Source organism: Pseudomonas sp. 11/12A, assembly GCF_000800055.1.
Taxonomy (GTDB): domain Bacteria; phylum Pseudomonadota; class Gammaproteobacteria; order Pseudomonadales; family Pseudomonadaceae; genus Aquipseudomonas; species Aquipseudomonas mohnii.
Genome location: NZ_JUGV01000001.1, coordinates 2,017,046 through 2,043,734, shown reverse-complemented (window position 1 = coordinate 2,043,734; position 26,689 = coordinate 2,017,046). Strand labels below are relative to the sequence as shown.

The window sequence follows — 26,689 nt, the reverse complement described above, 5'->3', positions numbered from 1 at the left end:
ACCGCGTCACCCGAATCGCAGGCAAGCCAGCTCCCACAGGACCGCTGTTGATCTTCCGAACACTACTGACTTCAGGACCCCCATCATGGCCATCATTCGCGCAGCCGCCGTTCAGATCAGCCCAGTGCTTTACAGCCGCGAAGGCACCGTGGACAAGGTCTGCCAACAGATCATCGCCCTCGGTCGACAAGGCGTGCAGTTCGCCGTGTTCCCGGAGACGGTGGTGCCGTACTACCCATACTTTTCGTTTGTGCAGCCGGCGTTCGCCATGGGTGCACAACACCTCAAATTGCTCGATCAATCCGTCACGGTCCCATCCGCCGCGACCCTGGCCATTGGCGAGGCCTGCAAGCAAGCAGGGATGGTGGTTTCCATCGGCGTCAATGAGCGCGACGGCGGCACGATCTACAACGCGCAGTTACTCTTCGATGCCGACGGCAGCCTGATTCAGCATCGGCGCAAAATCACCCCGACCTACCACGAGCGCATGGTCTGGGGGCAGGGTGATGGTTCGGGTCTGCGCGCCATCGACAGCGCCGTGGGGCGCATCGGTTCGCTGGCATGCTGGGAGCATTACAACCCGCTGGCCCGTTACGCCTTGATGGCGGACGGCGAGCAGATTCACGCGGCGATGTTTCCCGGCTCACTGGTGGGCGACATCTTTGCCGAGCAGATCGAAGTCACCCTCCGCCATCACGCCCTGGAGTCCGGGTGCTTCGTGGTCAATGCCACCGCGTGGCTGGATGCCGATCAGCAGGGCCAGATCATGCAGGACACCGGTTGTGGGCTCGGCCCGATCTCCGGTGGCTGCTTCACGGCCGTCGTGTCGCCCGAAGGCAAATTGCTCGGCGAGCCGCTGCGTGGCGGCGAAGGCGTGGTCATTGCCGATCTCGACCTGGCCTTGATCGACAAGCGCAAACGCATGATGGATTCGGTCGGGCATTACAGCCGTCCGGAACTGCTCAGCCTGTTGATCGACCGCACGCCGACGGCCCATGTCCATGAGCGCGGTACGCACTTCGCGGCGCTGGCCACCGAGGAGTTCGATCATGCGAGCCAATGAATTGCTGGCCGAGTTGCAATGCCATGGCGTGCGTTGGCCGGCGGCACAAAACGGTTTGTCCCGACAAGGCGGCGCGGGGCCGTCGGACCACAAGGCGCTGAGTTTTGGCAGTCGGACCATGATGGTGCCGATCCTCAATCAGGCTTCACAGGATTCGCCCTACCAGGCGCAGCCCAACGCCGATGGCAGTCAGGCGCTGATCTTCCGCGAAGGCTTGCAGGTGGGGCAGGTGCAAATGCCCGGTGTGCCGAAGTTCTACGGTTTGAGCACCGCCGATGGCATTCCCTATTGGAAAATCGCCACGCTGCACAGCAGCGATGTCCTCGCGACCACGGTGCTGCAGCATTGCATTCGTTTCAATGATCGCGGCAGTTCCTGCCAGTTCTGCGCCATCGGCCAGTCGCTGGCGGCGGGCAAAACCATTGCCCGAAAGCGCCCGCAGCAACTGGCGGAAGTGGCAAAGGCCGCGGTGGAACTTGATGGCGTCAAGCACATGGTGATGACCACTGGCACACCACAAACGCCGGACCGTGGCGCGGCGATTTTGTGTGAATCGGCCGCCGCCGTTACAGCCGCTGTCGATTTGCCGATTCAGGCGCAATGCGAGCCGCCGGACGATGATCGCTGGTTCCAGCGCCTGGCCGACAGCGGGGTGGTGTCACTGGGTATGCATCTGGAAGCCGTCACCGATGAAGTGCGCCACCGGATCATGCCGGGCAAGGCCGAAGTGCCGCTGAGCCGCTATTTCGAAGCCTTCAGCGCAGCGGTCGAGGTCTTCGGTCGGGGCCAGGTCAGCACCTACATCCTGGCCGGCCTGGGCGACAGCGAAGCCGCCATCAGCGAGATGAGCGAACGTTTATGCGCGTTGGGTGTGTATCCGTTCGTGGTGCCGTTCGTGCCCATCGACGGCACGCCATTGGCCCATCACCCAAAACCGGAGAGTGCGATGATGGCCCGGCTTTATCCGCAGATCGGCGCCAGCTTGCGCCGCCACGGATTGCACTCCGATCAGATCAACGCCGGTTGCGCCAAATGCGGCGCGTGCTCGGCCCTGAAAAGCTACGAATAAGCCGGAGAATCCCTATGCCGAATTCCGCCTTTGCCCTGGTCGACAGTACCTTCGAGCCGTTCCGCGCGGGCGAGTTATGGGTCAAGCCCGCCAGCGAACACTGGGAGAAACAAGCCTATTTTGCCCTGCGTCGGTCGGTATTTTCCGATGAACAACAACTGCTGGTGCAGGACAAGGACAGCCATGATTTTCAGGCGATTGCCATTGTCGCCCTGGCCGGCAATTGCGGGATCGCCGATCAGGTGGTGGGCGCGGTGCGCATCTACCAGCCGGAGCCAGGCCTGTGGTTTGGTGGGCGTCTATGCGTGGCGGCGGCGTATCGTCGCCACAGCATGATCGGCAAGGCGTTGGTCAACGAAGCCGTGTCGCGGGCCAAGGAACTGGGCTGCGAAGTGTTTCGCGCTACGGTGCAGGCGCAGAACGAAGTCTATTTCCATGGCCTGCGCTGGCAAACCCTGGAAAAGCTGGAGTTGCTCGGCCAGCCGCATTGCTTGATGCAAGCGGATTTGCCGAGCTACCCGCTGATGCCGCGCCAGGTCTCATTGCGTGCGCTGAAGGTGGCTCGCCATGACTGACGCTCTTGATCTGGCGGCGCTGATCGACACCTTGCGGACCACCCCGGCCATGCGCTCCAAACAGGCGATTCAGCAGCCTGCCGCCGTGGTGGGTCGCGCAACACAAGCGCTGACCCGCGAGCAGCTTTACGCCTTGCCTGGCGACGACACAGCAGCGATTGCCTGTGGCGATCAGTTTCAGCTGCTGGCCATCGAAGGCATGTTGCCGGCCTTTGTCGAGGCTGCGCCGTGGTTTGCAGGATGGTCAGCGGTCATGGCCAATGTCAGTGACATTACTGCCATGGGCGGTCGTGCCACGGCGGTGGTCAACGCCTACTGGCATCACGACAAAGACGCCGCGCAGCAGATTCTGGCGGGCATCCGTGCAGCCTGTGAAGCCTATGGCTTGCTGTTGGCCGGTGGGCACACCAGCCTCGACACGAACCATCCCGCCGCGCTGGCCGTGGCGATCACAGGGACTGCGCAAACACTGCTGTCGACCTTGCATGTCGCTCCCGGCCAAGTCATCGCCATGGCGGTGGACCTTGAAGGCGCCTGGCACGCCGACAGCACCTATTGGAAAGCCTTCGAAGGCGTACAGGCCGAGCGTCTGCGCAGCAAGATCCACGTATTGCCGCGCCTTGCCGATGCCCGACTGTTGCTCGCGGCCAAAGACATCAGCAACGCCGGGATTCTCGGCAGCCTGTTGATGCTGCTGGAAACCACCGGCTGCGGCGCAACCATCGATCTGGCTGCACTGCCGTGTCCGCCGGATGCCGACCTCGCACGCTGGCTCCAGGTGTTTCCCAGCTACGGCTTCCTGATGACGCTAGACGAGCGTGACTGGCCGCAAGTCCAGACAGCCTTCGCATTCGAAGGGATTCCCTGTGAGCGTATCGGTCAGGTGAACTCAAGCGGCGCATTGACCGTCCGGCACGGACAACAGCGTGGTGAATTCTGGAATCTTCGTGAGCAGGCCTTTACCGGATTCAGTTACCCCCATCTCGACCTCACCCCTTTAAACCTGAAACAGGAGCACTGACATGCCCGCCGTCAATTTCAGAATCCGCTGGCCCAATGGGCGCGAAACCACCGGCTATTCACCCTCGACCGTGATTTTCCAATACCTGGAAGAGGGCGCCAGCTACCCGTTGCCGGAGTTTCTACAGCGCATCGAACAGGCCTTGAACAACGCTTCGGAGCGGGTGAAGGAGGTCAAGGGGTTCTATTGCAGCTCGGCCATGGACACCTTGAGTTCATTGAAGGGACAGGCCAGTGATCTTCAAGCGCCTGCCCACGAAGAAGGGCAGGTGGACATTCTCAGCATGCGGACCGAAGGCGCCGGTCAGGTGATCGGCGCAGGCTGGAGTTCGTTCTGATTCATTGAATTTCCCCTTGATGCTTATCGTCACCCATGACAGGAGCAACGTTATGACCAGCCATCTCACCTCAATCAAAACCTCACATTACAGTGTGATCATCGTTGGCGGTGGCCAGGCCGGGTTGTCCGCCAGCCATTACCTGCAACAGGAAGGGATCGACCATCTGGTGCTGGAAAAGCACAGCGTGACCCATACCTGGCGCAATCAGCGTTGGGACGCTTTCAGTCTGGTCACGCCTAACTGGCAATGCGCCTTGCCGGGCTATACCTATGTCGATGATTTCAAGGGCGCCGACCCTCACGGTTTCATGAAAAAGGACGAGATAAACCAATACCTCGCTGGCTTCGTCAAATCGGTGAACGCGCCGGTTCAGGAGGGCGTTACCGTGCAGCGTGTGGTCCCGCGCACACTGGGTGGTTTCGAGGTATATACCTCGAACGGCGAGTTCACGGCTGATCAAGTGATCGTCGCGTCCGGCGGCTATCACACGCCAATCATTCCGCGCCTGGCCGAGCGTTTACCGGCCGGTGTTCATCAACTGCATTCAGAGCAATACCGTAACCCCGGGGCATTGCCTGTCGGCAACGTACTGGTGGTCGGCTCCGGGCAGTCGGGGGCACAGATTGCCGAGGACCTGCATCTGGCAGGACGCAAAGTCTTTCTTGCAGTGGGTGACGCACCGCGTTGCGCGCGTTTCTATCGAGGCAAGGACGTGGTCGACTGGCTGGCGGAAATGGGCTACTACGAGATCGGCGTCGATACCCATCCGCTGCGTGAGGGCGTGCGCGACAACACCAACCATTACGTCACGGGACGCGACGGCGGGCGCGATATCGACCTGCGTAAATTCGCCCTGGAAGGCATGGAATTGTACGGTCGTCTTGAAGGGTTGCAGGGTACGCGCATGCAATTCGCCCCTAACCTGGAAGAGAGCCTGGACAACGCCGATGCGGTGTACAACCGCATCAACGGATCGATCGACAAGTACATCGAGGAACACGCAATCGACGCGCCGCCCGGTGAACGCTACGAGCCGAATTGGTCGCCCGAACAAGAGCGCAGCGAACTGGACCTTGAGGAGGCAGGCATCACCAGCATCATCTGGTGCATCGGCTTCAGTCCGGACTTTACCTGGGTCGAGGCTCCCGTCTTCAATGGCCGTGGCCACCCGGGACACCAACGCGGGGTCACGGCGCAGCCAGGTCTGTATTTCCTCGGATTGCCATGGTTGTACACCTGGGGGTCGGGGCGTTTTTCCGGCGTGGCAAAAGATGCGCAATACCTGGTGGACCGTATCAGGGCTTCACGCATAGAACCTTCGATTCAGACGAAACGGGCTATCGCAAGGTAGTCGTCAGAATCGGGGTGAACGATATCGTGTAGGCGCGAACTTCGTTGCTATCGGAAAAGTCCGTTCAAATAGGCTGGGCAAATAGTGCGGGCGTAGATACAAACGCACTTATCTTGTATAGCGAAAATACCGGAGGAGGGCTATCACGAGGCCGGTCACGCCTGGGAAAAGAGCAAAGCGACGATGAGCCCGCTCATCGTTCGCGGCGTTCTCCAATCAATTTTGCGGGTCATACCGCCTGTCACTGCACCGGATTCTTCAAGCTATTCACCATTTCCTTCAAGAGTGACACTCGCCTTCATTGTTAACGTTTATCCGCGCCTTAACCATTGCCTGGCAGCAAGTAAGTAAAGGCAAATATAAACATAACAATATGAGGTTTCAAAATGAGTGCTCAATCTAAACTCACCTCTGCGTTTACCGGCGACGGTAAAGTCACCTACCTGGACGCAATGGTGATTGGTGCTGGGGTTGCTGGCCTCTATCAGTTGTATCGACTTCGTGAAATGGGCTTGACGGTCCGCTCCTACGATACGGCTTCCGGTGTTGGCGGCACATGGTATTGGAATCGTTACCCCGGTGCGCGCTTTGACTCTCAGGCTGAAATTTATCAGTACTGGTTCTCCGAAGAACTCTACAAATCCTGGCAGCCAACCGAGCGATTCCCCGCGCAGCCCGAAACAGAGGAGTGGCTGAACTTCGTCGCGGATCGGCTGGACCTCAAGAAAGATATCCAGTTCAACACCCGTATCGCTTCCGCTCACTTCTGCGAGGAGAGTGGTCGCTGGATTGTGACAACCGAGGCGGGTGAAACGATCAATACGCAATACCTGATTTCTTGCTGCGGCATGCTGTCCGCCCCACTGTCCGACCGGTTCCCCGGCCAAACCGACTTCAAAGGCCAGATCTATCACACCGGTCTGTGGCCAAAAGACCCCGTGGACTTCAAGGGCAAGCGTGTGGCCGTGGTGGGCACTGGCGCCACGGGTATTCAGGTGATTCAGACCATCGCCCCGTCAGTGGGATCAATGAAGGTCTTCGTGCGCACCCCGCAGTATGTCATTCCGATGAGGAACCCCAAATACAGCAAAGAAGACTGGGAAAAGTGGGGCACACAATTCCATCAACTCAAGAAACGCGTGCGAGAAACCTTTGCAGGTTTCGACTACGACTTCGACGCCGGCCCCTGGGCCGAGAAGTCCCCCGAAGAGCGACAAGCCGTGCTTGAACAACTCTGGGAAGATGGCTCGTTAGCCATGTGGCTGGCTTCTTTTCCCGAGATGTTCTTTGACGAGCAGGTCAACGAAGTCGTGTCGGAGTTCGTGCGTATCAAGATGCGTGAGCGTCTCCAGTCCAAGCCGGATCTTTGCAACCTGCTGATCCCCACCGACTATGGTTTCGGCACCCATCGCGTACCGCTCGAAAACAAGTACCTTGAAGTCTATCTGCAACCCAACGTCGAGGCGGTTGACTGCAAGCAGTCACCAATCGAGCGCATCGTGCCGGAGGGGATCCAGACCGCCGATGGAAAGATTCACGAGGTCGACATTATCGTGCTGGCCGTGGGCTTTGATGCCGGTTCCGGCGCACTCAGCCGGATCGATATTCGCGGTCGCGACAGCCGGTCACTGAGGGAGCAGTGGAAACAAGAAATCCGCACATCCATGGGACTGCAGATCCACGGCTACCCCAACCTGTTCACAACAGGTGCACCGTTGGCACCGTCGGCTGCACTTTGCAACATGACCACCTGCCTGCAGCAGCAGGTGGACTGGATCACTGGATGTATTGAGTTTGCCGCCCGGCACGGTAAACAAGTCGTAGAAGCCTCCAAAGAGTTCGAGGACGACTGGGTACAGCATCACGACGAGACGGCGGCGAAGACCTTGGTCGTCAAAACCGACTCTTGGTACATGGGCTCCAACGTCGATGGAAAACCGCGCCGACTCGTATCCTATATTGGTGGCGTTGGTAATTATCATCGCCGATGCGACGAAATCGCCGCACAGGGTTACCCGGGCTTTGAAATGGCCTGAGGTCGAATGACTGCTCACTAGTTGCAGCTGTCACCACGACTCTCTATTTCGCCGTGACAGCTCGATAAACGAGGTAACCTGTAATGAACAATTATTACTCCCAAGAAAATCACGGTCCTTTTGAACTTATTAATATCGGGCCGCTCCAGCTTGAAGAAGGGTCATGTATTCCTGACTGCCGACTGGCAGTAGCAGTGCATGGCACCCTGAACGCCGACAAGAGTAACGCCATACTTGTTCCGACCTGGTACTCCGGCACGAGCAAGGCGATGGAGCAGATATACATTGGCGAGGGGCGAGCGCTGGACCCTTCGAAATACTGCATCATTGTTGTCAACCAGATCGGTAACGGCCTTTCCAGCTCTCCGAGTAACACGGGCGGATCGCTGGCAGGTCCTGGATTCCCGAATGTCAGGATTGGCGATGACGTCAGTGCCCAGCACACATTGCTGACCGAGTACTTTGGGATCGAGAGCCTGGCGTTAGTGGTGGGGGGGTCGATGGGGGCGCAGCAAACCTACGAGTGGGCCGTGCGCTATCCAGACTTTGTCAAACGCGCCGCAGCGATAGCGGGTACAGCGCGCAATAGCGAACATGACTTCCTGTTTACCGAATTACTCATTGAAGCGATAACGACCGATCCGGCCTTCCGGGCGGGCTTATACAGCTTATCGTCAGAAGTACAGGCCGGACTCAAGCGGCATGCGAAACTGTGGGCATTGATGGGCTGGAGTACCGAATTCTTCCTCGCCGAGCGGCATAAGGCGCTGGGTTTCGAGTCGATGAAGATATTCGTCGACAGTTTCATGGCGAGCTACTTTGCGGCAATGGACCCTAACAACCTCCTGACCATGGCCTGGAAATGGCAGCGGGGAGATGTCAGTCGAAACACGGGCGGTGATCTTGCGACAGCCCTGGGTCAAATCAAAGCGAAAGTCTATGTAATGCCAATCTCGCACGACCAATTCTTTACCGTGGAGGATTGTTTGTCGGAGCAAAAAATGATCCCGAACAGCGAGTTCAGGCCCTTGAGTTCAATCGATGGTCACCTCGGACTGTTTGGCACCGATACTGAAATGCTCAATCAACTGGACGCCCATCTGGCAGAGCTGCTGTCATCCCCAACACATTGAAACACGCCTTCAAGAACAATAAATAAATGGCACAGGACTCCTGTGCCAAACCCAGAACAATTTTATAAAAAACAGGGTTGAAGATGAAAATAACAACAGCACATTTTTTGCGCGTGCCAAATACGCTCGAGCCGAGTTCTGACGCTAACGTTGATAGCCTCAGAAAAAACAACATAAACGTCCGAATTCGCCATGCGTTTCGGTTGATGATTTTAGTTTTCTGCCTTCAACTATCTATTGTGTGTCACGCATTGGATGTCGATCCTGGTGACTATACGCCAATGCCAGATGGCACAAAGCTTGGACTTGTTTATTTACAGCACGCCGAGCGCGACGATTATTACGTGCGTGGCAATCGTTTAAGCGACAAATATAACCTTCAGTCGGACGTCGCCATTCTGAGGGGGGTCAGCTATCAGGAGTTTGCAGGCCTGCTGACGAATATCCAACTTCTATTGCCTTTTGGCCACCTGTCGGCAGGTGGCGATATAAAAACCATGGGCAGCGAAACAGGAATGGGCGATCCCATTCTGGCCAATGCGATCTGGATCCACCAGGACCCTTCGGCAAACCGCGCATTGGGCATAACTCAATATCTGTTTTTGCCTTTGGGAGACTACAGCAAGAATAAAGAGCTGAATATTGGGGAAAACAGATGGAAGTATGTTTTGCAGGGTGGGTACATGCACGGCATCGGCAGCCACGTCATTCTGGATTTCGTCGCTGACGTTACTTTTTTCGGTGACAACGATAGTTACTCCCCCGACGATCTGACGATGAAGCAGCGTCCACAGTACCAGATGCAAGGATTTGCCAGGTACAAACTCAGTGAGCGCGCGACCATTCATGTCGGTTATTCCCGGCTATGGGGAGGGGAGAGAGAAGTTGACGGAACTGATTTGAAAGATGAAAGCGGTCAAGAAAAAATAATGTTGGGAGGGTCTTATTTTGTTACCCCCAAAACACAACTGCTTGCGACATTGGGGCGTGATATTTCAGTTGATAATGGCTTCAAGGAAGAGTCTCGCCTTAATCTTCGATTGCTTTACGTATTCTAAGCAACACCGTTCTTGATCATGGAGAGTCTGGAAGGGACTCCACAACACGCTCCGCTCTAACGTCATTATCCAGAGAGATTCGCCGTGCATATTGGTATAACTCGCGAAACACACGCTGGAGAGACCCGTGTGGCTGCTACGCCGGAAACGGTGAAAAACCTCGTTGGCCAAGGCCATAGAATCACCGTCCAAAGCGGCGCCGGCATTAACGCCAGTGTTGTCGACAGTGCTTATGAAGCGGCAGGCGCGATCATTGGCAGCGCCAACGATGCGTTTGGTGCGGAGCTGATTCTTAAGGTGGTCGCGCCCAGCGACAGCGAGCTGGCGCTGATCAAGCGCGGCACCGTTGTGGTGGGCATGCTCAACCCGTTCAGCAATGAAACCATCGCCAAAATGGCCGAGTGCGGCATGACCGCTTTCGCGCTGGAGGCCGCACCGCGTACCTCCCGCGCCCAAAGCCTGGATGTGCTGTCCTCGCAAGCCAACATTGCCGGCTATAAAGCCGTGCTGCTGGCCGCTCATTACTATCCGCGCTTCATGCCGATGCTGATGACCGCTGCAGGTACCGTGAAAGCGGCACGCGTGCTGATTCTCGGCGCCGGCGTGGCCGGGCTGCAGGCGATTGCCACGGCGAAACGTCTGGGTGCCGTGATCGAAGCGTCTGACGTGCGCCCCGCGGTAAAAGAGCAGATCGAATCCCTCGGCGCCAAGTTCGTCGACGTGCCCTACGAGACCGACGAAGAGCGTGAATGCGCCGTCGGTGTCGGCGGTTACGCGCGGCCCATGCCGGCCAGCTGGATGCAGCGCCAGGCGGTGGCCGTGCACGAGCGCGCCAAGCAGGCAGATATCGTCATCACCACCGCGCTGATTCCGGGCCGCAAGGCGCCGACGCTGTTGAGCGCCGAAACCGTGGCACAGATGAAACCGGGCTCGGTGGTCATCGACCTTGCCGCCGCCCAGGGCGGCAACTGCCCGCTGACCGTGGCCGATCAGGTGGTCGTCGAAAATGGCGTGACCATTGTCGGTCCGACCAACCTCGCCGGTGCGGTCGCGGCAGATGCTTCAGCGCTGTATGCCCGCAACTTGCTGGACTTCCTGAAACTGGTCTTCACCAAGGAAGGCCAGTTCGAGATCAACCTCGAAGACGACATCGTCGCCGCGTGCCTGATGTGCCGCGACGGCCAAGTCATCCGCAAAAACGCCTAAGCAGGGATTCAGACGATGGAAGAGCTTATCTCCCCCGGTATCTACAACCTGATCATCTTCGTGCTGGCGATTTATGTCGGTTATCACGTGGTCTGGAACGTTACACCTGCGCTGCACACGCCTTTGATGGCCGTGACCAACGCCATTTCGGCGATCGTGATCGTCGGCGCCATGCTGGCAGCGGCTTTGACCGTGACGCCACTGGGCAAGACCATGGGCACCCTCGCGGTCGCGCTGGCGGCGGTCAACGTGTTCGGTGGCTTCCTGGTCACTCGCCGCATGCTTGAGATGTTCAAGAAAAAAGCCCCGAAAGCCGTAAAAGAAGAGGCGCCGAAGTAATGAGCATGAACCTCGTAACGACGCTCTACCTGATCGCGTCGATCTGCTTCATCCAGGCCCTCAAAGGCCTGTCGCACCCCACCACGTCGCGTCGCGGCAACCTGTTCGGCATGCTCGGCATGGCCCTGGCGATCCTCACCACCGTCGGCCTCATCTATAAGCTGGGCGCGCTCTCTTTTGGACAAGGCGGGGCGACAGCCGGCATTGGTTACGTGATTGTCGGCCTGCTGATCGGCGGCACGGCCGGTTCGATCATGGCCAAGCGCGTTGAAATGACCAAGATGCCGGAACTGGTCGCGTTCATGCACAGCATGATCGGTCTGGCCGCGGTGTTCATCGCCATTGCCGCCGTCGTCGAGCCGCAGTCCCTGGGCATCGTCAAGCACCTGGGTGATTCGATTCCGGCGGGTAACCGACTGGAACTGTTCCTCGGCGCCGCCATCGGTGCCATCACGTTCTCCGGTTCGGTGATCGCGTTTGGCAAGCTGTCCGGCAAGTACAAGTTCCGCCTGTTCCAGGGCGCACCGGTACAGTTCGCCGGCCAGCACAAACTGAACCTGCTGTTGGGCCTGGCCACACTGGCGCTGGGCGTGACCTTCATGCTGACCGGCCACCTCAGCGCTTTCGCCTTGATGCTGGCCCTGGCGTTCGTCATGGGCGTGCTGATCATCATCCCGATCGGTGGCGCCGACATGCCGGTGGTGGTGTCGATGCTCAACAGCTACTCCGGCTGGGCGGCGGCGGGTATCGGCTTCTCGCTGAACAACTCGATGCTGATCATTGCCGGCTCCCTGGTGGGCTCGTCCGGTGCGATCCTCTCGTACATCATGTGCAAGGCGATGAATCGCTCCTTCTTTAACGTGTTGCTCGGCGGTTTCGGCAACACAGCCGACGCAGGCCCGGCAGGCGCCAAGGAAGCCCGTCCGGTGAAATCCGGCTCGGCTGACGACGCGACCTTCCTGCTGACCAACGCCGACACCGTGATCATCGTTCCGGGCTACGGCCTGGCGGTGGCCCGCGCCCAGCATGCGCTGAAGGAACTGACCGAGAAGCTGACCCACCGTGGCGTGACCGTGAAGTACGCGATCCACCCGGTGGCAGGGCGGATGCCTGGCCACATGAACGTATTGCTGGCCGAGGCCGAGGTGCCTTACGACCAGGTGTTCGAGATGGAAGACATCAACTCCGAGTTCGGTCAGGCCGACGTGGTCCTGGTGTTGGGCGCCAACGACGTGGTCAACCCGGCCGCGAAGAACGATCCGAAATCGCCGATTGCCGGCATGCCGATCCTCGAAGCGTTCAAGGCCAAGACCATCATCGTCAACAAACGCTCGATGGCCAGCGGCTATGCCGGCCTGGACAACGAACTGTTCTACCTGGACAAGACCATGATGGTGTTCGGCGACGCCAAGAAGGTCATCGAGGACATGGTGAAGGCCTGATATAAGTCGCTCCGCTGCGAGAACTACGTCTCGCAGCCCCTTTACGGCCACCCCCAGGCGGCCGTTTTTTTGCCTGGACAGGAAAAATTCGAAACCATCAGCTCATGGGAATTAGTTGGTATTTTGTTATGTCTTTTTCATATTAGCGTCCGGATTTTTTATAATAACTTTAAGTCGCATGGCGATTGATATCTCTTTCGACACCGAGAATCCCATGCTAGTATCCCGACATGCTGCATATACTAATAAAAACAATACTAGCCGACCACCTCTTGAGTGCTTTCAATTCTGCGTAGGAGCGCAATAAGAGCAAGGGGGACGGCCCTCAAATGAGACTTTAAGTATGCCGACTGTCATTACTCCAAAGGAACTTCTCAAGTGGGTGCCAGGCGTAGTTCTCAGCTCAAGCGAAGAACTCGGCTGGAAAGATATAGAGCAGCGGTCATATCGATACAAAGGTCAGGACGTCCTTATCCCACCCCTCGATCATTTCATGATCGTTTATTATTTCCTGGGCCATACACCGATGGATAGATGCGTGGATGAAGGGTGGACGCGTACCGCTTGCGCTCCGGGCGATATTTCCCTGCTTACAATGTCACAGGACTCCCATTGGAACTGGACCGAAGACATTGATGTTTCTCACCTCTATCTTTCCAATGCGCTGATGTCACGTGTTGCCATGGATGTTATGGAACGTCCGATTGAAGAGGTCCGCCTGCATGATCTGCTCCGTACGCAAGACTCGATTCTGACTTCCATTGTCAGCGCAATTACAAGCGAAGTCAGAAGCCGTGGAATTGGTGGATCGTTGTATGTTGAGGCCTTGAGCATGCAGTTAGCCATTCACCTTCTCCGAAATTACGCCAGCGTCACCTTTAAAGAATCCTGTACGCCTGGTCGCCTATCTCAACAGCAGAAGAAACATTTGCTCGACTTTATCGATAGCCATTTGGAACAATCCATACGCCTGGATGAAATGGCCGATGCAGTAGGCTTGGGAGTCTGGACATTCTCGAAAAAATTCAGCGAATCATTTCATTGTTCGCCACATACATTTGTCACCGAGCAGCGCGTCGAGCGAGCGAAGCGGCTGCTGTACAATGGAACACTTTCGATTAAAGAAATTGCATATCATTGCGGATTTTCGGATCAGGCGCATTTAACTCGCATCCTGCGTACCAAACTTGGCGTGACACCTACACAACTAAGACGAATTAAAAACCAAGAATAGCGTTCCTGCAAATATCGAAATGAATTTTTCTGCTTCGCTGAACAAGGGCAAGCGAAGTCAAGCATTTGCCGTCAACTGCTATCGGAAAAAACATGGACCTCTTAGACATTCTATCATCCGCTGTCATATCGGTATTGGTTGCGGCGCTGATAACACTCAGAACCATAGACAGGAAGGTCCGGATCGAAAACATCACGCAGGAACGTGCCAAATGGGAAGAGAAGATTCGCGGTAAATCCCAGTTAACCCTCACACGACGTCCGGGCGAAACCTCTATCCCGAAACAATATTTGCCTTGCGAGTCTGCAACCATCGGCGAGGCGATGTCTGATCCGACGGATAAAAAATAAAGCAGGCCATCTGGCGCATGATTTGATGGAGCAGAGTAGGGGAGCGCTACCATATCGTCTTGAAAGTCTTTACGACGAAATCTTGGTGGATCAGGGATCGGATCTCAGTGGATGCGACAGGGAGATCCTTAGGGGCGGTGCCATCTTATTCTATCGTCCAATAACCGCCTCTTTATTATAACTAAACTAAATGGATATTTAGTTTAGTTATAATAATCAGTTATTTGTCGGTAGCGTAGGGCAGGTTAACCACCGTCATCTTGCCGTTGTGATCCGCCAATGGCCGTTGGCATTATCGAATGCTCCAGATATTCAACCCGTATAGGAATACCCGATGCCAATATACCTGACAGCCGAATCTGAACTGCATGTGGGCCAAGGCTCCGTCACAGAAGCTCCTGCGGAGGCAGGAACTTACGTTGTCGTATTCGAAGACGACGAAGATACCGGCTATTTCTACGCGCTGGACACAGCGGCTGAAGGCAACCCGATTCAGGATGCGCTGCATATCTACAACGTGGCGGACGTTTCTGACAAACACAAACCCTCCAGCGTGAAGATCGGCTGGTCGGTTGATCACAGCAAGGCTGCGCTGCTGATCAACGATTACCCGCATGCCATACTTGATTTCACGGCGAAGCAAGGATATTGCCGTACCGGGTTCCCGCCGCAAAGTGACAATGGCTGGTCCGAGCGTGGACACGAATGGGATGATTCGGCGCTTGAGTTGTTTGCGTGAAACAGCATCAAATTGCGTTAAACGCCATGTGTCAGAAAGCATGGCGACTTGAATCGTAATTTCGTCACGGTGTTTTCTCGCATGCGAGAAATTCGACTTGGCTAGCCTGGTCACCAGGTGAAAAGCGGCAGCAAAGACACCCAGGCTTCGTATATCACGGTTCGCATAATGTATATTATGTTAAATGCAGTATTGCTCGATTAATGACAGGCGTGTTTAGTTTTGATTCTCTCCCTCAGCGCCCAATTGCTCATCAACAGCGTCGTCATGCTGCTTGGGTGTTGTCCTGCGTTCCGTACTGTATTGGATTGCCAGTTTCATTGAGCAAAACTTCGCCCGCGCCCCTAAGCAACGCAGGACCAGCAACCGCATCGTGTGCAGACACGTGCAGCTAGATACACCGCACGCGCCATCGCCAACGGCACCTTTTGCAGCCCGTATGCAACGAGGACATGGCGAAAAAACTACTTGGAGCGCAGAGCTCATGAATTATTTCTTCTTTATTCACGGCAGCCGAACTGAGCATCAAGCGGCTATCACTTGACCAAATCAAGTCCGGAAGTTTGAGAACTAGGTATTTGCCATCGCGTAGCAAGTTAGACAGTCCTTCACTCCAAGCGATGCAGCACTGCTAACGTAATAGCTGTTCAATTTCGACATCGACCACTGCCTTCCCCCCTGCCCCTCGCCCCGTCTGCTCGTTGCCATTCTGTTACGAGAAGTTGTCCTGTCCTGCAAAGCAGCGGGGTTATCAGGGCCACGACGTTTGAGGGCACGTGAAATTGATCATGCAATAGCAGTTCATACCTTCTAGGTATCACACACCACTCAAATGATATTAGACCCCGGTGAGTTTCGAACTTAGCCTGTGATCCGTAAGGCTATGCGTACGCATAAAAAATAAAAATGCCTTTTAATGGAGCAATTATGAGTACTCATTGTTCGATTCCCACGCTTCTCGACGGCACTCGAATCAGCGCATTTCAATGGAAAGTGTTTGGCCTCTGCTTTTTCGTAGCCATACTCGACGGCTTTGATACTCAAGCCATTGCCTTCACAGGTCCCTCAATCACTCAGTTTTTCGGACTGGGCGCAGGTGCATTGGCACCGATTCTCACCGCCGGTATTGTCGGCATGGTGCTCGGGGCAATGACATTGGGACTGTTGGGCGACAAATTTGGTCGACGACCGACAATTATCGGATCGGTCACCTTATTTGGTGTGGCCTCCTTAGCCACCGCATTTGCGCACACTACCGAACAAATTCTGGTTTTGCGGTTTATCGCGGGACTTGGAATGGGTGGCGCAACGCCCGTGGTTCTGTCGCTTGCGGCCGAGTACGGCAGCGCCAAACATCGCGGCACAATCATGACCACTGTTTTGCTTGGATTGCCTGCGGGCGCCATTCTGGGCGGATTGTTGGCGGCAAAAATGCTGCCCTCGATCGGCTGGCAAGGCATTTTTGCGGTTGGCGGTGTAGTGCCGCTGGCGCTGGTGGGGGTATTAGTGTTCGCGTTGCCTGAGTCGCTGTATTTTTTAGCGAGGAATCAATCAACTCTCAGCCGTCAAAAGATTGCGCGAATTATTGCCCGCATCACCAAAACCCAAACAACACCGGACGCCACTTATAGCGTTCCTGAGACGGAAGTCAAAACCAGGGTGGCTTCGTTGTTCAATGGCGGCCTGGCTCGTAATACCCTGGGGATATGGACGGTCTACCTGTTTAACTGGGTTGCCTGGTTTATGTTTCTATCCTGGCTGCCCACTGTTCTTAAAGCGACCGGATTACCCGCAGAGCAGGCGCCAATGGGGACTGTCGCGGTCAATGCAGTGTTTGTTGCGTGTGCCATACCACTGTCTATCATCTTGCCGAAGATCAACACGCGGCTTTTGCTGCTTATCCTGTTCCTGTTCGGGATCGCGCTTTGCTGGGGACTGGCTAACAGTGGCACCAATTGGACCCTGGTGTTTATCCTGGCCGGCTGCGCCGGTGTAGGTATCGGAGGTCAGCAAATAGTATTGAACTACATGGTTGCCCAAGCCTACCCCACTGCACTGCGTGCAACGGCAACAGGCTGGGCTATTGCACTGGGGCGGGTCGGGGCCATTATCGGATCGGCAAGCGGTGGCTGGTTTCTTGAACACGGTGGGCCCGCTGGCTACTACTCAGCACTGATCATTCCACTGATCATTGCCTCAGCCGGGCTGATCATTATTCGCCCTCAAATCGATGCGGTGGAAGGTCATCCGCTCGCCACTCATTGACGCTCAGCGGTTACACGGGAAGGTCTCGAGGAAGACGCTCATTAAGGTTCGTCTTCCTCTAACCCCGGTACAACCCAACCCAATGCCAAGGATGGGTTCGCTAACCTCGCACATGCACAGCTGAATGCTCCAAGGTACCTGTCACGGTGTTACGGTTTCGTTCGCTAATCGCACGACATCACATGTCGGGACACCCTCCTTGCCCCATTGTTTGGCACGCTATGCACATCTTAACCGTCACGATGATCCAGCGGTTTTTTCCATCGGATCATTCTGTTCAGCCAACATAAAAACGGGAGTACGTCTTGATCAACAAAACATTTGAGTCCGTCGCTGCTGCACTAGACGGCATTGCCGATGGTTCGGTCATCATGGTGGGTGGCTTCGGCACTGCCGGGATGCCGTCGGAGTTGGTAGATGGTGTCATTGCTTCCGGCGCTCGCGAGCTGACCATCATCAGCAACAATGCCGGCAACGGTGAGATTGGTCTGGCGGCACTGCTCAAGGCCGGGCGCGTTGCCAAGGTCATCTGTTCGTTTCCACGCCAATCCGATTCCTATGTATTCGACGAGCTCTACCTGGCAGGAAAGGTACAGCTTGAAGTCGTGCCACAAGGCAATCTGGCCGAACGTATCCGCGCGGCAGGCTCTGGAATCGGTGCGTTTTATTCGCCCACCGGGTATGGCACGTTGCTGGCCGAAGGCAAAGAAACCCGAGTGATCGACGGTCGCAACTATGTGCTGGAAATGCCGTTGCGCGCCGATGTCGCACTGATCAAGGCCGAAAAGGGCGATCGCTGGGGCAACCTCACCTATCGCAAAGCCGCGCGTAATTTTGGACCAATCATGGCGATGGCGGCGACAACGACAATCGCCCAGGTCAATCAGATCGTCGAGTTGGGAGAGCTGGACCCCGAACACATTATTACCCCGGGGATCTTCGTTCAGCGCGTGGTCAAAGTGCCGCGTGCCCCTCTCACGAAAGCCAACGTCAACTGAGGCCCGCCATGACTGTTATGAAAAAACTATCGCGTAGCGAAATGGCCCAACGAGTGGCCGACGATATTCTCGAAGGCTCTTACGTGAACCTGGGCATTGGCGTGCCCACGCTGGTGGCCAACTACCTGGGTGACAAGGAAGTGTTCCTGCACAGTGAAAACGGTGTACTGGGCATGGGCCCGAGTCCTGCACCGGGTGAGGAAGATGATGACCTGATCAACGCGGGCAAACAGCACGTGACGCTGCTGCCCGGTGGCGCCTATTTTCACCACGCCGATTCGTTCTCGATGATGCGCGGCGGGCACATCGATATTGCCGTGCTTGGCGCCTTCCAGGTCTCGGTCAACGGCGACCTTGCCAACTGGCACACCGGCGCCGAAGGCTCCATTCCGGCAGTGGGTGGCGCGATGGACCTCGCGACAGGCGCGCGTCAGGTGTTCGTCATGATGGATCACCTGACCAAGACGGGCGAAAGCAAATTGGTGCCGCAATGCACCTACCCACTGACCGGCATTGGCTGCGTGACTCGGATTTATACCGACCTGGCTATTCTGGACGTCACCGCGGAAGGCTTGAAGGTCCTGGAGATTGTCGCTGATATCAGCTTTGAGGACTTGCAAACGCTCAGTGGCGTGCCTTTGATTCGATAACGGATCAAGTCGGTTGGCTCGTTACAGGCGGGCCAGCCATCCAACTGTTTCAATAAATTCAAAATTGCAGCGCATTTCATAGTGGAGGATGACCGCCCATCAGCTAGATCCCGCGCCCAGCGCAGGCCACTAGACTACACAGGGGGACATGAAATCAACGCACTTCAAATCAGGAGTTCTGTAATGAACAGAAAATCTTGGCTGGCGTTGGTAGTGATGGTCGGGACGATTTCAGGTTGCGCAAGCAGAACCGAGGTTGTCGATGTCCCCCTCAATGCTACCCCGCAAAACGCCGAGCATATCGCTCGAGCCACCCTCAGCCCGGTGGGCAACCAAACCAGCATCTGGCTCACCGTCGGTGGTGTCCCTCACGACCTGGCTGTACCTAGCCGCCTCGTTACTGCGATCTACTCTGGCTCGTGTCAGCAGTTGAGCGCACAACCGATGTACAAGACCCATCAGGCCAACAGCGTCGATTATCCATCGCTGGCCCCGCGTACCCAGCAATGGTCCCAGGCGCCGGTGGCGCTGAGCGAACTGACCAAGGGTGACTATGTCTTGCTCGTTCGTACCAGCCCGGCGGACGGTAGCCGCCCTCTTTTCTGCGGCAACATCAGCGCGAGCTAGGGGCGCATCAGGCAATTCGTTCGGTACCGTGGCTTGCGCACATCCACCAGGCCACGATGAACCCGCGCTTTTCAGTGAGCGCACCTTGCGCCCGTCGAGACATTTATCCAACGCCTCGGCATCGCCATGGGAGCGGCTGGCGACCACGTCCAGTCCCTCCTCCGATACCGTCCGGCATTGAATGACCTCGCGTTTTCTGCCTGCTCGATACAGGTCGCCTCGTCTCGCTGCTCACGGAATGGTGGTGTGGACATTGAAGGGTCATGAAACAGCAAAAGGCGACAGGGATGTCGCCTTTCTTTATGCGTAACGCCGCCGCTAGCGAAGGTTAAGCCAGTTCGGAACGCTCTGGCTGATCGCGACGCAACCCGCATACTGCTTGCAGGCTTTTACGCTGGGAGATTCCGCTGGTTGCGAGACCTGCACGGTGAACACCAGCAGGAACAGAATCAGCAGGCAAACATGATAGGCAAGAAGACTTTTTATTTTCATTGTCAGTGCTCTCGTGACCGTCAGGTCGGACCTATGTCGTTCAAGAACCCGGAACGGGTGACCTCTTTCCGACGCCCCATGAGCGACACGGCATGGCGTGTCGCTCATGGGGCCTCACCTTCAGCGCTCGTCGACCGTGATGAATTCACGGCGTTCGGCCATGAATGCGGGCACGTCATCCTCATCGGTGAAGAACTGCTCGTACCACTCGCGCAGCTGGTACACCGGGCCGTCGGTTTCAGCCAATATCGGCTTATCGATCCGTATCTTGTGCTTCCAGATCACGACGTCCTGATAGAACGAATCCCGATTGCCCTGGACATAGGCCCTGGCCACCTCCTGGTTCTGTTCTTCAGTCCAGCCCGGCACCCGTTTGACCATGCACCCAAAACGTAAATCGAAGCTGTTCGGCGTCACTGGCACGTGGCTGTTGAGCAAAATGGCGTGGATGCGCACATCGCCGAACATCGAGCTGATCTGCGTGAAGTGGGTGGCAGGGCCGTAGTAGGCCGATGGCGCGATCAGGTCGCCGCCCAGGCGCTCGGAGTCACCATGGAAAATCTGGTGCCCGATATGACCTTCAAAGACGTTGGCGAAGTATTTGGTGGGCGTGCCGTGTACCGGTCCGAAATGCTGGGCGTCCACCAGGTTATCGACCAGCTCCCGTGGATTGGTCTCGATGTGCATGGTGTCGATGTTCCAGTCATGGATCCAGTCCGGGTCGTCCATCTCCGGCAGGTGCGGGATGACCACGCCTTCTTTCGGCGGACGGCCCTCGGGATTGTTCCAGATGAACAGCAGGTTATTTTCTTCGCAGGTCAGCCAGCTACGGGTCTTGGCCTTGGGTGGAATGCGCTTGCAGTAAGGGATCTCCACGCATTTGCCGCCCGTGTCGTACTTCCAGTGGTGGAAGGGACAGACCAGTTTGTCGTTCTCGATGGTGCCTTGCGACAGATCGGCGCCCATGTGCGGGCAATAGGCATCCAGAACGCTGATGTTGCCTTGGCTGTCGGCGAAGGCCACCAGCCGGGTGCCAAAAACTTCCAGGGTATGGGGCTTGCCGTCACGGTATTCGCTGGCATTGCCCAGGCAATGCCAGCCACGCGCGTAACGGTGAGTGCGCTGGGCGTTCTCGACATTGATCTCAACGAGTTTCGTCATTGTTATTGTTCCTCGATTGCAGACTTCGGGGCGGGTAATGCCCCCAAGAAATACAGGGCGATCCCATGGCAGGCATCATTGAACAGCCGCGCAAGGAGATCATCCTTCAGTTGGACTAGATCAAACGCGATCCATTCTCAAAGGGTGCTCACTGCTCGTTGAGCACCCTGCTCCACGGCTATTGACCGAATCGGCGCGCGGCTTCCGGGCCGAAGTCCCGCGGACTGAAACCCGGCTTGTTCAACTGGTAGCCACTGCGCTGTTCATTGATCAGGTTGAACGCCAGGTAGCTGCCGGCATTGAGGTCGTAGTACAGCCCCACACCCGCTTGCGGTCGCTGGCTTTCATAGGCGTAGAAGAAATTCAGCATCGACGTCCGCCATAGCTCGCCACGGTTGTCGTAGTTGTCGGCCAGCATCGGGAACCAGGTGTCTTCATCGATGTACAGCTTGCGTTTGCCGTACAGATGGCGATAACCCGGCTTCAGGGTGCCTTCCAGCTCCCAGACCCGATGACGCTCGTAGCGCATGGCGTCCTGATTGAAGTGGCCCGGGGTCAGCAAGTCGGCGTACTTGAGATTCGCCGCGTGCAGGCGATACGTGTTGTAGGGGATGAACATCTCGCGCTTGCCGACGATCTTCCAGTCATAACGCTGGCCCGAGCCGTTGAACAGCCGCACTTCGTCCACGGTGATCGAACCGCCGCTGCCAGGGAACGACATGTCGAAGCCATACCCCGGCGACTGGCGCACACGACGGGTACCGGGGTCGTAACGCCAAGCCTGGCGGGGTTCGGTCTTGTCGTTCCAGAACTCGGTGCCGGTATTGATCTCGCCCTTGTCCCGTTGTGGCAGAAGCGTTTCGTTGAGGTAGAACGCCGAGTTGCCCACCGTCTCGCCTTTCTTGCCCGGTTCCAGCGACGGCGCCAGGTTGCGCGAGTGCACGCGACCCCAGTTGATGTTGCCGTCCTTGAGCACATAGGCGTTGTCGGAGGTGTACTCCTCGGTCCAGGCGCGCAAGGTGAAGGCCGAGGCGTTCTTCAGCAGCTCCAGGCCGCTGCGTGGTACGGGAAAGGGCGTGCCACCGGTTTTGCCCACCACCCCTTCACCGTCATCGACCAGTCGCGCGATGCTGGCGTTTTCGCGGGTGGCATTGCACACCCCATCATCGAAACGGAAATCCCGGTGCGAGGGATAGACCGGCATCTTGTACGTAGCCGGGTACAGCTTGAACAAGGCTTTCTGCCCGTCGGACAGATACTGGCTGTATTGCGCCAGGTTGGCCGTGGTAATCACGAACAGCGGTTTTTCGTCCGGGTACGGGTCAATGGGATGGTTGCCGGTGCCCTTGAAGTCCACGTGGGGTGGCACCCCCAGCCACTTGCCACTGAACGCCGGGATGCTGCCATCGGCATTGGCGCTCTTGTCGGCGCCGACACAGGTCAAATCCTTGCCCAGGCGCTCCACATCTTCGGGTGCCGCATTCGCCGTGGCGATTGCACTGCATCCCAATATCAACCCCAACACCCAGCTGGGAGTGGCGTTGGCAGGCCGCGAGACAAGACAACTGGAGGCCAGGTTACTGCCGGTCATTTTTATTCTCCTTGGTTACCGATAGCGGTCACCCAGTATCGGCAGCCCAAGGATCGAGAAGCATCGTCCGCACGGACTAACGCATTTTTACCCGGCGCCCAAGCAATACCACTTAAAGCGCTGGCTCGGCCAAACCCGGTCCGTGGGGCTGCGCCAACGCCACGACACTGTTGAGCATGATCCTCACCAGTTCGGTCTGGCGACGGACACCGGTCTTGGAAAAAATCGAACGCAAGTGCGCACGGGCTGTGTTGCGGCGAATACTCAATGTCTCCGACGCCTCCTCCAGCGACAGACCGTTGGCCAGCTCCAGGGCCAGCGCGGTTTCCGCCGGCGTCAGGTTGTACAACTGCGACGTCGCCACGTTACTCACCAGCGACTTGCTGACCGCGTCGCGCACATACACCACGACCGTCGGTTTCCCCCTGCCCTCGACCAGCTCCTGCGTCGGTATCAATTCCACTACCACGCCCAGGCTGACTTTCCCCGAGGGCCGGGAAATCGACATGGCCTCGGCACCCTGCACGCCGGCACCGCCCGAGCTTGCCCGCTGAAAGGCATTACGCACCAGGCGCAGCAGTTCGCGATTGTCACTCGGGTAAATGGCTTCGAGCCGACCGCCAACGACTTTAAGGCCGTCCTGACTGTCGAGAATCTCCCGGGCCACCGAATTGAGCTGCACTACACTGCCGTTCTCATCGAGGACGAAGGTCGCCACCGCCATGCGGCTGATGGTTTGCGAATACAGGCTGCCCAGGGATTCACTGCGATCAAGCTGTGAATGCATGTGCAACGCACGGCGCAAATGCGGCAGGAGCATCTCGCACATGGCTCGATCGACGTGAGAAAACCGTGCCTGATCCCGTGGGCGGTTGATCCGGAAACGTACGGCGCTGCCATCGGGCATGCGGATATCGGCACCCAGCATCTGATGACAGTTATAGGGTTGGCAGTAGAGCAGATAAAAAGAAGAACCAAGCCACTCGGCCTCGCTCACCAATTCATCCACGGTGAAAACCGTGTCGGTGGGCAGATTGTCGAACAGCGTGGATTTGGAATAGTAGGCGTAATGGTTGATGCCCCCCTCCCCCAGCTCGACATCGCCGGCGACCATCATCGGCGACAGCAGCGGCTCATCCTGAACGCGCAGGATCAAGGTCACGAAATTGGCCTTGAACAGTGAACGCAGCTGGCGCAACGAATCACCCAAACGGCGGATATCCATGGCCGAATCGTACATGTTGCCGATGAGCCGTTCGTAGTCTGAAAGCTCCAGCCCCATCTCAGTCAGGACCTGTGTGTTCGTCAAGCGACTTTGCATTGCCACTCCCCCGGCAGCGGGCCCGGACTAAGGGGCCCGCTTGAATCAATGGTCATGGGTGATATCGATGCGCATTGCACCGTGGTCCATCTTAAGGCAGTTCGAACAACCCGGCCGCGCCCATGCCGCCACCGATGCACATGGCAATCACCACATAACAGGCGCCGCGACGACGACCTTCCAGCAGTGCGTGACCGACCATGCGCGCACCGGACATGCCGAACGGATGGCCAATGGAGATTGCACCGCCGTTGACGTTCAGGCGTTCGGCCGGGATTTGCAACGCATCGCGGCAATGCAGCACCTGGCAGGCGAAGGCTTCGTTGATTTCCCACAGGCCGATGTCCGCCACGCTCAGGCCAAAGCGCTTGAGCAACTTGGGCACCGCCACCACCGGGCCGATGCCCATTTCCTCGGGGGCGCAGCCGCCCACGGCAATGCCCCGATAGATGCCCAGCGGAGTCAGCCCGCGACGCTGGGCTTCCACGCGACTCATCAGCAGGCTGGCCGATGCACCGTCGGAAAACTGCGAAGCGTTGCCGGCAGTAATGAACTCCCCCTGCTCAATCCATTTACCGTCCTTCCACACCGGCTTGAGCGACGCCAGGTCCTCCAGGCGCGTGTTGGGGCGATTGCATTCGTCGCGCTCGACCACCACACGCTGATGACCGCTGGGTTGGCCGGCGGCATCGAAACACAGCTTGTCGACGCTCAAGCCAACGATTTCCTCGTCGAACAATCCGTCACGCTGGGCGGCGGCGGTGCGCAGTTGGCTCTGCAAGGCATACTCGTCCTGAGCAGCGCGGCTAATGCCGTAGCGACGCGACACGATTTCAGCGGTTTCCAGCATCGGAATGTAGGCGCTGGGCATGATCTGCAATACGGCTTCGGACTGGGCGCGATAGCTGTTCTTGTGCTTGGTCTGGGTCAGTGACAACGATTCCACGCCACCGCCGATGGCGATGTTCAACTCGCCGGTCATGATGCCCTTGGCCGCGACGCCGATGCTCATCAAGCCCGAGGCGCACATGCGATCCAGGGCCATGCCCGGCACGGTGTCCGGCAAGCCGCCGGTATAGGCGCACAGGCGGCCGATGTTGTAGGCCTGGGTACCCTGCTGCACCGCAGCGCCCATGATCACATCATCCACTTCACCCGGTTCGATACCGGCCCGCTCGACCACGGCCCGTACCACGTGTCCGCCCAGCACCGGGGCTTCGGTGTCGTTGAACGAACCGCGAAACGACTTGGCGAGCGCGGTCCGCGCAGTAGCAACGATGACAACTTCATTCAAATCCATGACAGGCTCACTCGGTAATAGGGTTGAAGGTGTAGCGGCTGATCGTGTCGATTACACAGCCGGGGCGCGACTGGCCCTCGACTTCCACAGTGACGCGCACCACCAGTTGCACGGCGTCCGCCAGTTGTTCGGCACGCACGATGCTGGCGCTGCCACGCACCCGCGATCCAACCTTGACCGGTGCCGGGAAGCGCACGCGGTCACTGCCGTAATTGACGCCCATCGCCATGTTGTCGATCGTGAGCAATTGCGGCAGGAACAGGTTAACCAGCGACTGGGTCAGGTAACCGTGGGCGATGCAAGCACCGAACGGGCCGGTGGCGGCGCGTACCGGATCGACATGAATCCACTGGTGATCGCCGGTGGCTTCGGCGAACAGATCGATGCGCGCCTGGTTGATGGTCAGCCACTCGGTGCAGCCGAGGTCCAGGCCTTCGGCCTCGAGCAACGCCCGGGCACTGCTGAAAACATGAGTCATCGCCTACTCCTCAGGCTTGTTGGGAACTGACGGACAACACTTCGCCGACCATGTAGGAGGCGTAATCGCTGGCCAGGAACATCATCACGTTGGCGACTTCCCAGACTTCGGCGGCACGCCCGAACGCCTCGCGCCCGGCCAGGCTGGCGAGCAGCTCTTCACTGGAAGCCTTCTTGAGAAAGTCATGCAGGGCAATCGATGGCGACACCGCGTTGATACGCACGCCATACTCCGCGGCCTCCAGCGCGCTGCAACGGGTCAGCGCCATGACCCCGGCCTTGGCCGCGGCGTAATGCGCCTGTTCCTTCTGGGCGCGCCAACCGAGGACCGAGGCATTATTGACGATGGCACCCGCGCCACGGCGTTGCATCGGCCCCAGCATCGCGCGGGTCATGCGAAACGTGCCCGTCAGGGTCACATCCAACACCCGCAGCCACTCTTCGTCGCTCATCTCGACCACGCGCTTCTGGCCACCGAGGCCCGCATTGTTGATCAGCACATCGACGCCGCCGAGGTGTTCCTCGGCGCTCGCCACCAGGGCCTGGACCTCATTTTCGAGGGTGACATTGCACAATTGGCCATAAATGGCTTGCAGGCCCGTTTCGGCCTTGAGGCGCTCCACCGCCTCTTCAAGGCGACGCGGGTGCACGTCGGAAATCATCAATGCCCGGCAGCCCTCCTCGGCGCTGCGCCGGGCGGCTGAGTACCCGATACCGGCACCTGCGGCGGCTGTAATCAGCACCGACTTGCCTGCCAGCAGTTGATGACCGGGAACATAAGGGGGGGCTTGTTTCACAGCGTCTACCTCCAGGGAATGAATGCCCTGCATTTGTAGGGAGGGCGCCAGGCG

The 26,689-nt window shown here is 57.5% G+C and carries 26 protein-coding genes; 19 read left to right on the top strand and 7 right to left on the bottom strand.

Annotated features, from left to right (window positions below; genetic code table 11):
• Positions 1 to 85: 85 nt before the first annotated feature.
• The 19 genes from GQ39_RS09445 to GQ39_RS09355 all read left to right on the top strand — a co-directional run bounded on the left by GQ39_RS09445 (position 86) and on the right by GQ39_RS09355 (position 19,496).
• On the top strand, positions 86 to 1,063 hold the full coding sequence (locus GQ39_RS09445) for a Nit6803 family nitrilase (protein WP_047529175.1): 978 nt from the start codon (positions 86 to 88) through the stop codon (positions 1,061 to 1,063).
• Positions 1,050 to 2,132 carry an MSMEG_0568 family radical SAM protein gene (locus GQ39_RS09440; RefSeq protein ID WP_047529174.1) on the top strand — a complete coding sequence of 361 codons (1,083 nt, stop codon included), beginning with the start codon at positions 1,050 to 1,052 and terminating at the stop codon, positions 2,130 to 2,132. The genes GQ39_RS09445 and GQ39_RS09440 overlap by 14 nt, the downstream gene beginning before the upstream one ends.
• A gap of 14 nt (positions 2,133 to 2,146) precedes the next feature.
• Positions 2,147 to 2,707, top strand: coding sequence for an MSMEG_0567/Sll0786 family nitrogen starvation N-acetyltransferase (locus tag GQ39_RS09435; protein ID WP_047529172.1), 561 nt, complete (start codon positions 2,147 to 2,149; stop codon positions 2,705 to 2,707).
• On the top strand, positions 2,700 to 3,728 hold the full coding sequence (locus GQ39_RS09430; RefSeq protein WP_047529170.1) for a sll0787 family AIR synthase-like protein: 1,029 nt from the start codon (positions 2,700 to 2,702) through the stop codon (positions 3,726 to 3,728). The genes GQ39_RS09435 and GQ39_RS09430 overlap by 8 nt, the downstream gene beginning before the upstream one ends.
• A 1-nt stretch (position 3,729) precedes the next feature.
• Positions 3,730 to 4,065 (top strand): MSMEG_0570 family nitrogen starvation response protein, encoded by a 336-nt coding sequence (locus GQ39_RS09425; RefSeq protein WP_047529168.1) that lies wholly within the window; start codon positions 3,730 to 3,732, stop codon positions 4,063 to 4,065.
• A gap of 52 nt (positions 4,066 to 4,117) precedes the next feature.
• Positions 4,118 to 5,419, top strand: coding sequence for an MSMEG_0569 family flavin-dependent oxidoreductase (locus tag GQ39_RS09420; RefSeq protein WP_047529165.1), 1,302 nt, complete (start codon positions 4,118 to 4,120; stop codon positions 5,417 to 5,419).
• A gap of 386 nt (positions 5,420 to 5,805) precedes the next feature.
• Positions 5,806 to 7,455 (top strand): flavin-containing monooxygenase, encoded by a 1,650-nt coding sequence (locus tag GQ39_RS09415; protein ID WP_047529163.1) that lies wholly within the window; start codon positions 5,806 to 5,808, stop codon positions 7,453 to 7,455.
• Between the two features lie 83 nt (positions 7,456 to 7,538).
• Positions 7,539 to 8,588 carry an alpha/beta fold hydrolase gene (locus GQ39_RS09410; RefSeq protein ID WP_047529162.1) on the top strand — a complete coding sequence of 350 codons (1,050 nt, stop codon included), beginning with the start codon at positions 7,539 to 7,541 and terminating at the stop codon, positions 8,586 to 8,588.
• A gap of 83 nt (positions 8,589 to 8,671) precedes the next feature.
• The gene (locus tag GQ39_RS09405) at positions 8,672 to 9,646 is read left to right on the top strand and encodes a transporter (RefSeq protein ID WP_236693089.1); all 975 of its coding nucleotides are present in this window, start codon (positions 8,672 to 8,674) and stop codon (positions 9,644 to 9,646) included.
• 84 nt (positions 9,647 to 9,730) lie between these two features.
• Complete coding sequence (locus GQ39_RS09400) at positions 9,731 to 10,852, top strand: Re/Si-specific NAD(P)(+) transhydrogenase subunit alpha (RefSeq protein ID WP_047529157.1); 1,122 nt, start codon at positions 9,731 to 9,733, stop codon at positions 10,850 to 10,852.
• Between the two features lie 15 nt (positions 10,853 to 10,867).
• Entirely contained in the window at positions 10,868 to 11,191 is a 324-nt protein-coding gene (locus GQ39_RS09395; RefSeq protein WP_003187010.1) for an NAD(P) transhydrogenase subunit alpha, read from the top strand.
• On the top strand, positions 11,191 to 12,633 hold the full coding sequence (locus GQ39_RS09390; RefSeq protein WP_047529137.1) for an NAD(P)(+) transhydrogenase (Re/Si-specific) subunit beta: 1,443 nt from the start codon (positions 11,191 to 11,193) through the stop codon (positions 12,631 to 12,633). The genes GQ39_RS09395 and GQ39_RS09390 overlap by 1 nt, the downstream gene beginning before the upstream one ends.
• A 343-nt stretch (positions 12,634 to 12,976) precedes the next feature.
• The gene (locus GQ39_RS09385; RefSeq protein ID WP_047529135.1) at positions 12,977 to 13,867 is read left to right on the top strand and encodes a helix-turn-helix domain-containing protein; all 891 of its coding nucleotides are present in this window, start codon (positions 12,977 to 12,979) and stop codon (positions 13,865 to 13,867) included.
• A gap of 92 nt (positions 13,868 to 13,959) precedes the next feature.
• On the top strand, positions 13,960 to 14,217 hold the full coding sequence (locus GQ39_RS09380; protein ID WP_047529134.1) for a hypothetical protein: 258 nt from the start codon (positions 13,960 to 13,962) through the stop codon (positions 14,215 to 14,217).
• Between the two features lie 334 nt (positions 14,218 to 14,551).
• A complete protein-coding gene (locus GQ39_RS09375; protein WP_047529132.1) occupies positions 14,552 to 14,956 on the top strand; it encodes a DUF2251 domain-containing protein in 405 nt (134 codons plus the stop codon).
• A 927-nt stretch (positions 14,957 to 15,883) separates the two neighbouring features.
• The gene (locus GQ39_RS09370; protein ID WP_047529130.1) at positions 15,884 to 17,221 is read left to right on the top strand and encodes an MFS transporter; all 1,338 of its coding nucleotides are present in this window, start codon (positions 15,884 to 15,886) and stop codon (positions 17,219 to 17,221) included.
• A 305-nt stretch (positions 17,222 to 17,526) separates the two neighbouring features.
• Positions 17,527 to 18,219, top strand: coding sequence for a 3-oxoacid CoA-transferase subunit A (locus GQ39_RS09365; protein ID WP_047529128.1), 693 nt, complete (start codon positions 17,527 to 17,529; stop codon positions 18,217 to 18,219).
• An 8-nt stretch (positions 18,220 to 18,227) separates the two neighbouring features.
• On the top strand, positions 18,228 to 18,869 hold the full coding sequence (locus tag GQ39_RS09360) for a 3-oxoacid CoA-transferase subunit B (RefSeq protein WP_047529126.1): 642 nt from the start codon (positions 18,228 to 18,230) through the stop codon (positions 18,867 to 18,869).
• 183 nt (positions 18,870 to 19,052) lie between these two features.
• The gene (locus tag GQ39_RS09355) at positions 19,053 to 19,496 is read left to right on the top strand and encodes a hypothetical protein (protein ID WP_047529124.1); all 444 of its coding nucleotides are present in this window, start codon (positions 19,053 to 19,055) and stop codon (positions 19,494 to 19,496) included.
• A gap of 318 nt (positions 19,497 to 19,814) precedes the next feature.
• Here the strand turns inward: GQ39_RS09355 and GQ39_RS32995 are convergent, their stop codons facing one another.
• From GQ39_RS32995 to GQ39_RS09325, 7 genes are all read right to left on the bottom strand, one after another.
• A complete protein-coding gene (locus GQ39_RS32995) occupies positions 19,815 to 20,096 on the bottom strand; it encodes a hypothetical protein (protein WP_139213587.1) in 282 nt (93 codons plus the stop codon).
• A 12-nt stretch (positions 20,097 to 20,108) separates the two neighbouring features.
• On the bottom strand, positions 20,109 to 21,149 hold the full coding sequence (locus GQ39_RS09350; protein WP_047529122.1) for a Rieske 2Fe-2S domain-containing protein: 1,041 nt from the start codon (positions 21,147 to 21,149) through the stop codon (positions 20,109 to 20,111).
• Positions 21,150 to 21,327: 178 nt separating this feature from the next.
• Positions 21,328 to 22,740 carry a DUF1329 domain-containing protein gene (locus GQ39_RS09345; RefSeq protein ID WP_081997879.1) on the bottom strand — a complete coding sequence of 471 codons (1,413 nt, stop codon included), beginning with the start codon at positions 22,738 to 22,740 and terminating at the stop codon, positions 21,328 to 21,330.
• Between the two features lie 112 nt (positions 22,741 to 22,852).
• The gene (locus tag GQ39_RS09340; RefSeq protein ID WP_047529120.1) at positions 22,853 to 24,061 is read right to left on the bottom strand and encodes a helix-turn-helix transcriptional regulator; all 1,209 of its coding nucleotides are present in this window, start codon (positions 24,059 to 24,061) and stop codon (positions 22,853 to 22,855) included.
• Positions 24,062 to 24,152: 91 nt separating this feature from the next.
• The gene (locus GQ39_RS09335) at positions 24,153 to 25,361 is read right to left on the bottom strand and encodes an acetyl-CoA C-acyltransferase (RefSeq protein ID WP_081997878.1); all 1,209 of its coding nucleotides are present in this window, start codon (positions 25,359 to 25,361) and stop codon (positions 24,153 to 24,155) included.
• 7 nt (positions 25,362 to 25,368) lie between these two features.
• Positions 25,369 to 25,839: a MaoC family dehydratase gene (locus tag GQ39_RS09330; RefSeq protein WP_047529118.1), complete on the bottom strand. Its 471-nt coding sequence runs from the start codon at positions 25,837 to 25,839 to the stop codon at positions 25,369 to 25,371.
• Between the two features lie 10 nt (positions 25,840 to 25,849).
• On the bottom strand, positions 25,850 to 26,635 hold the full coding sequence (locus GQ39_RS09325; RefSeq protein ID WP_047538666.1) for an SDR family oxidoreductase: 786 nt from the start codon (positions 26,633 to 26,635) through the stop codon (positions 25,850 to 25,852).
• Between the last annotated feature and the right edge of the window lie 54 nt (positions 26,636 to 26,689).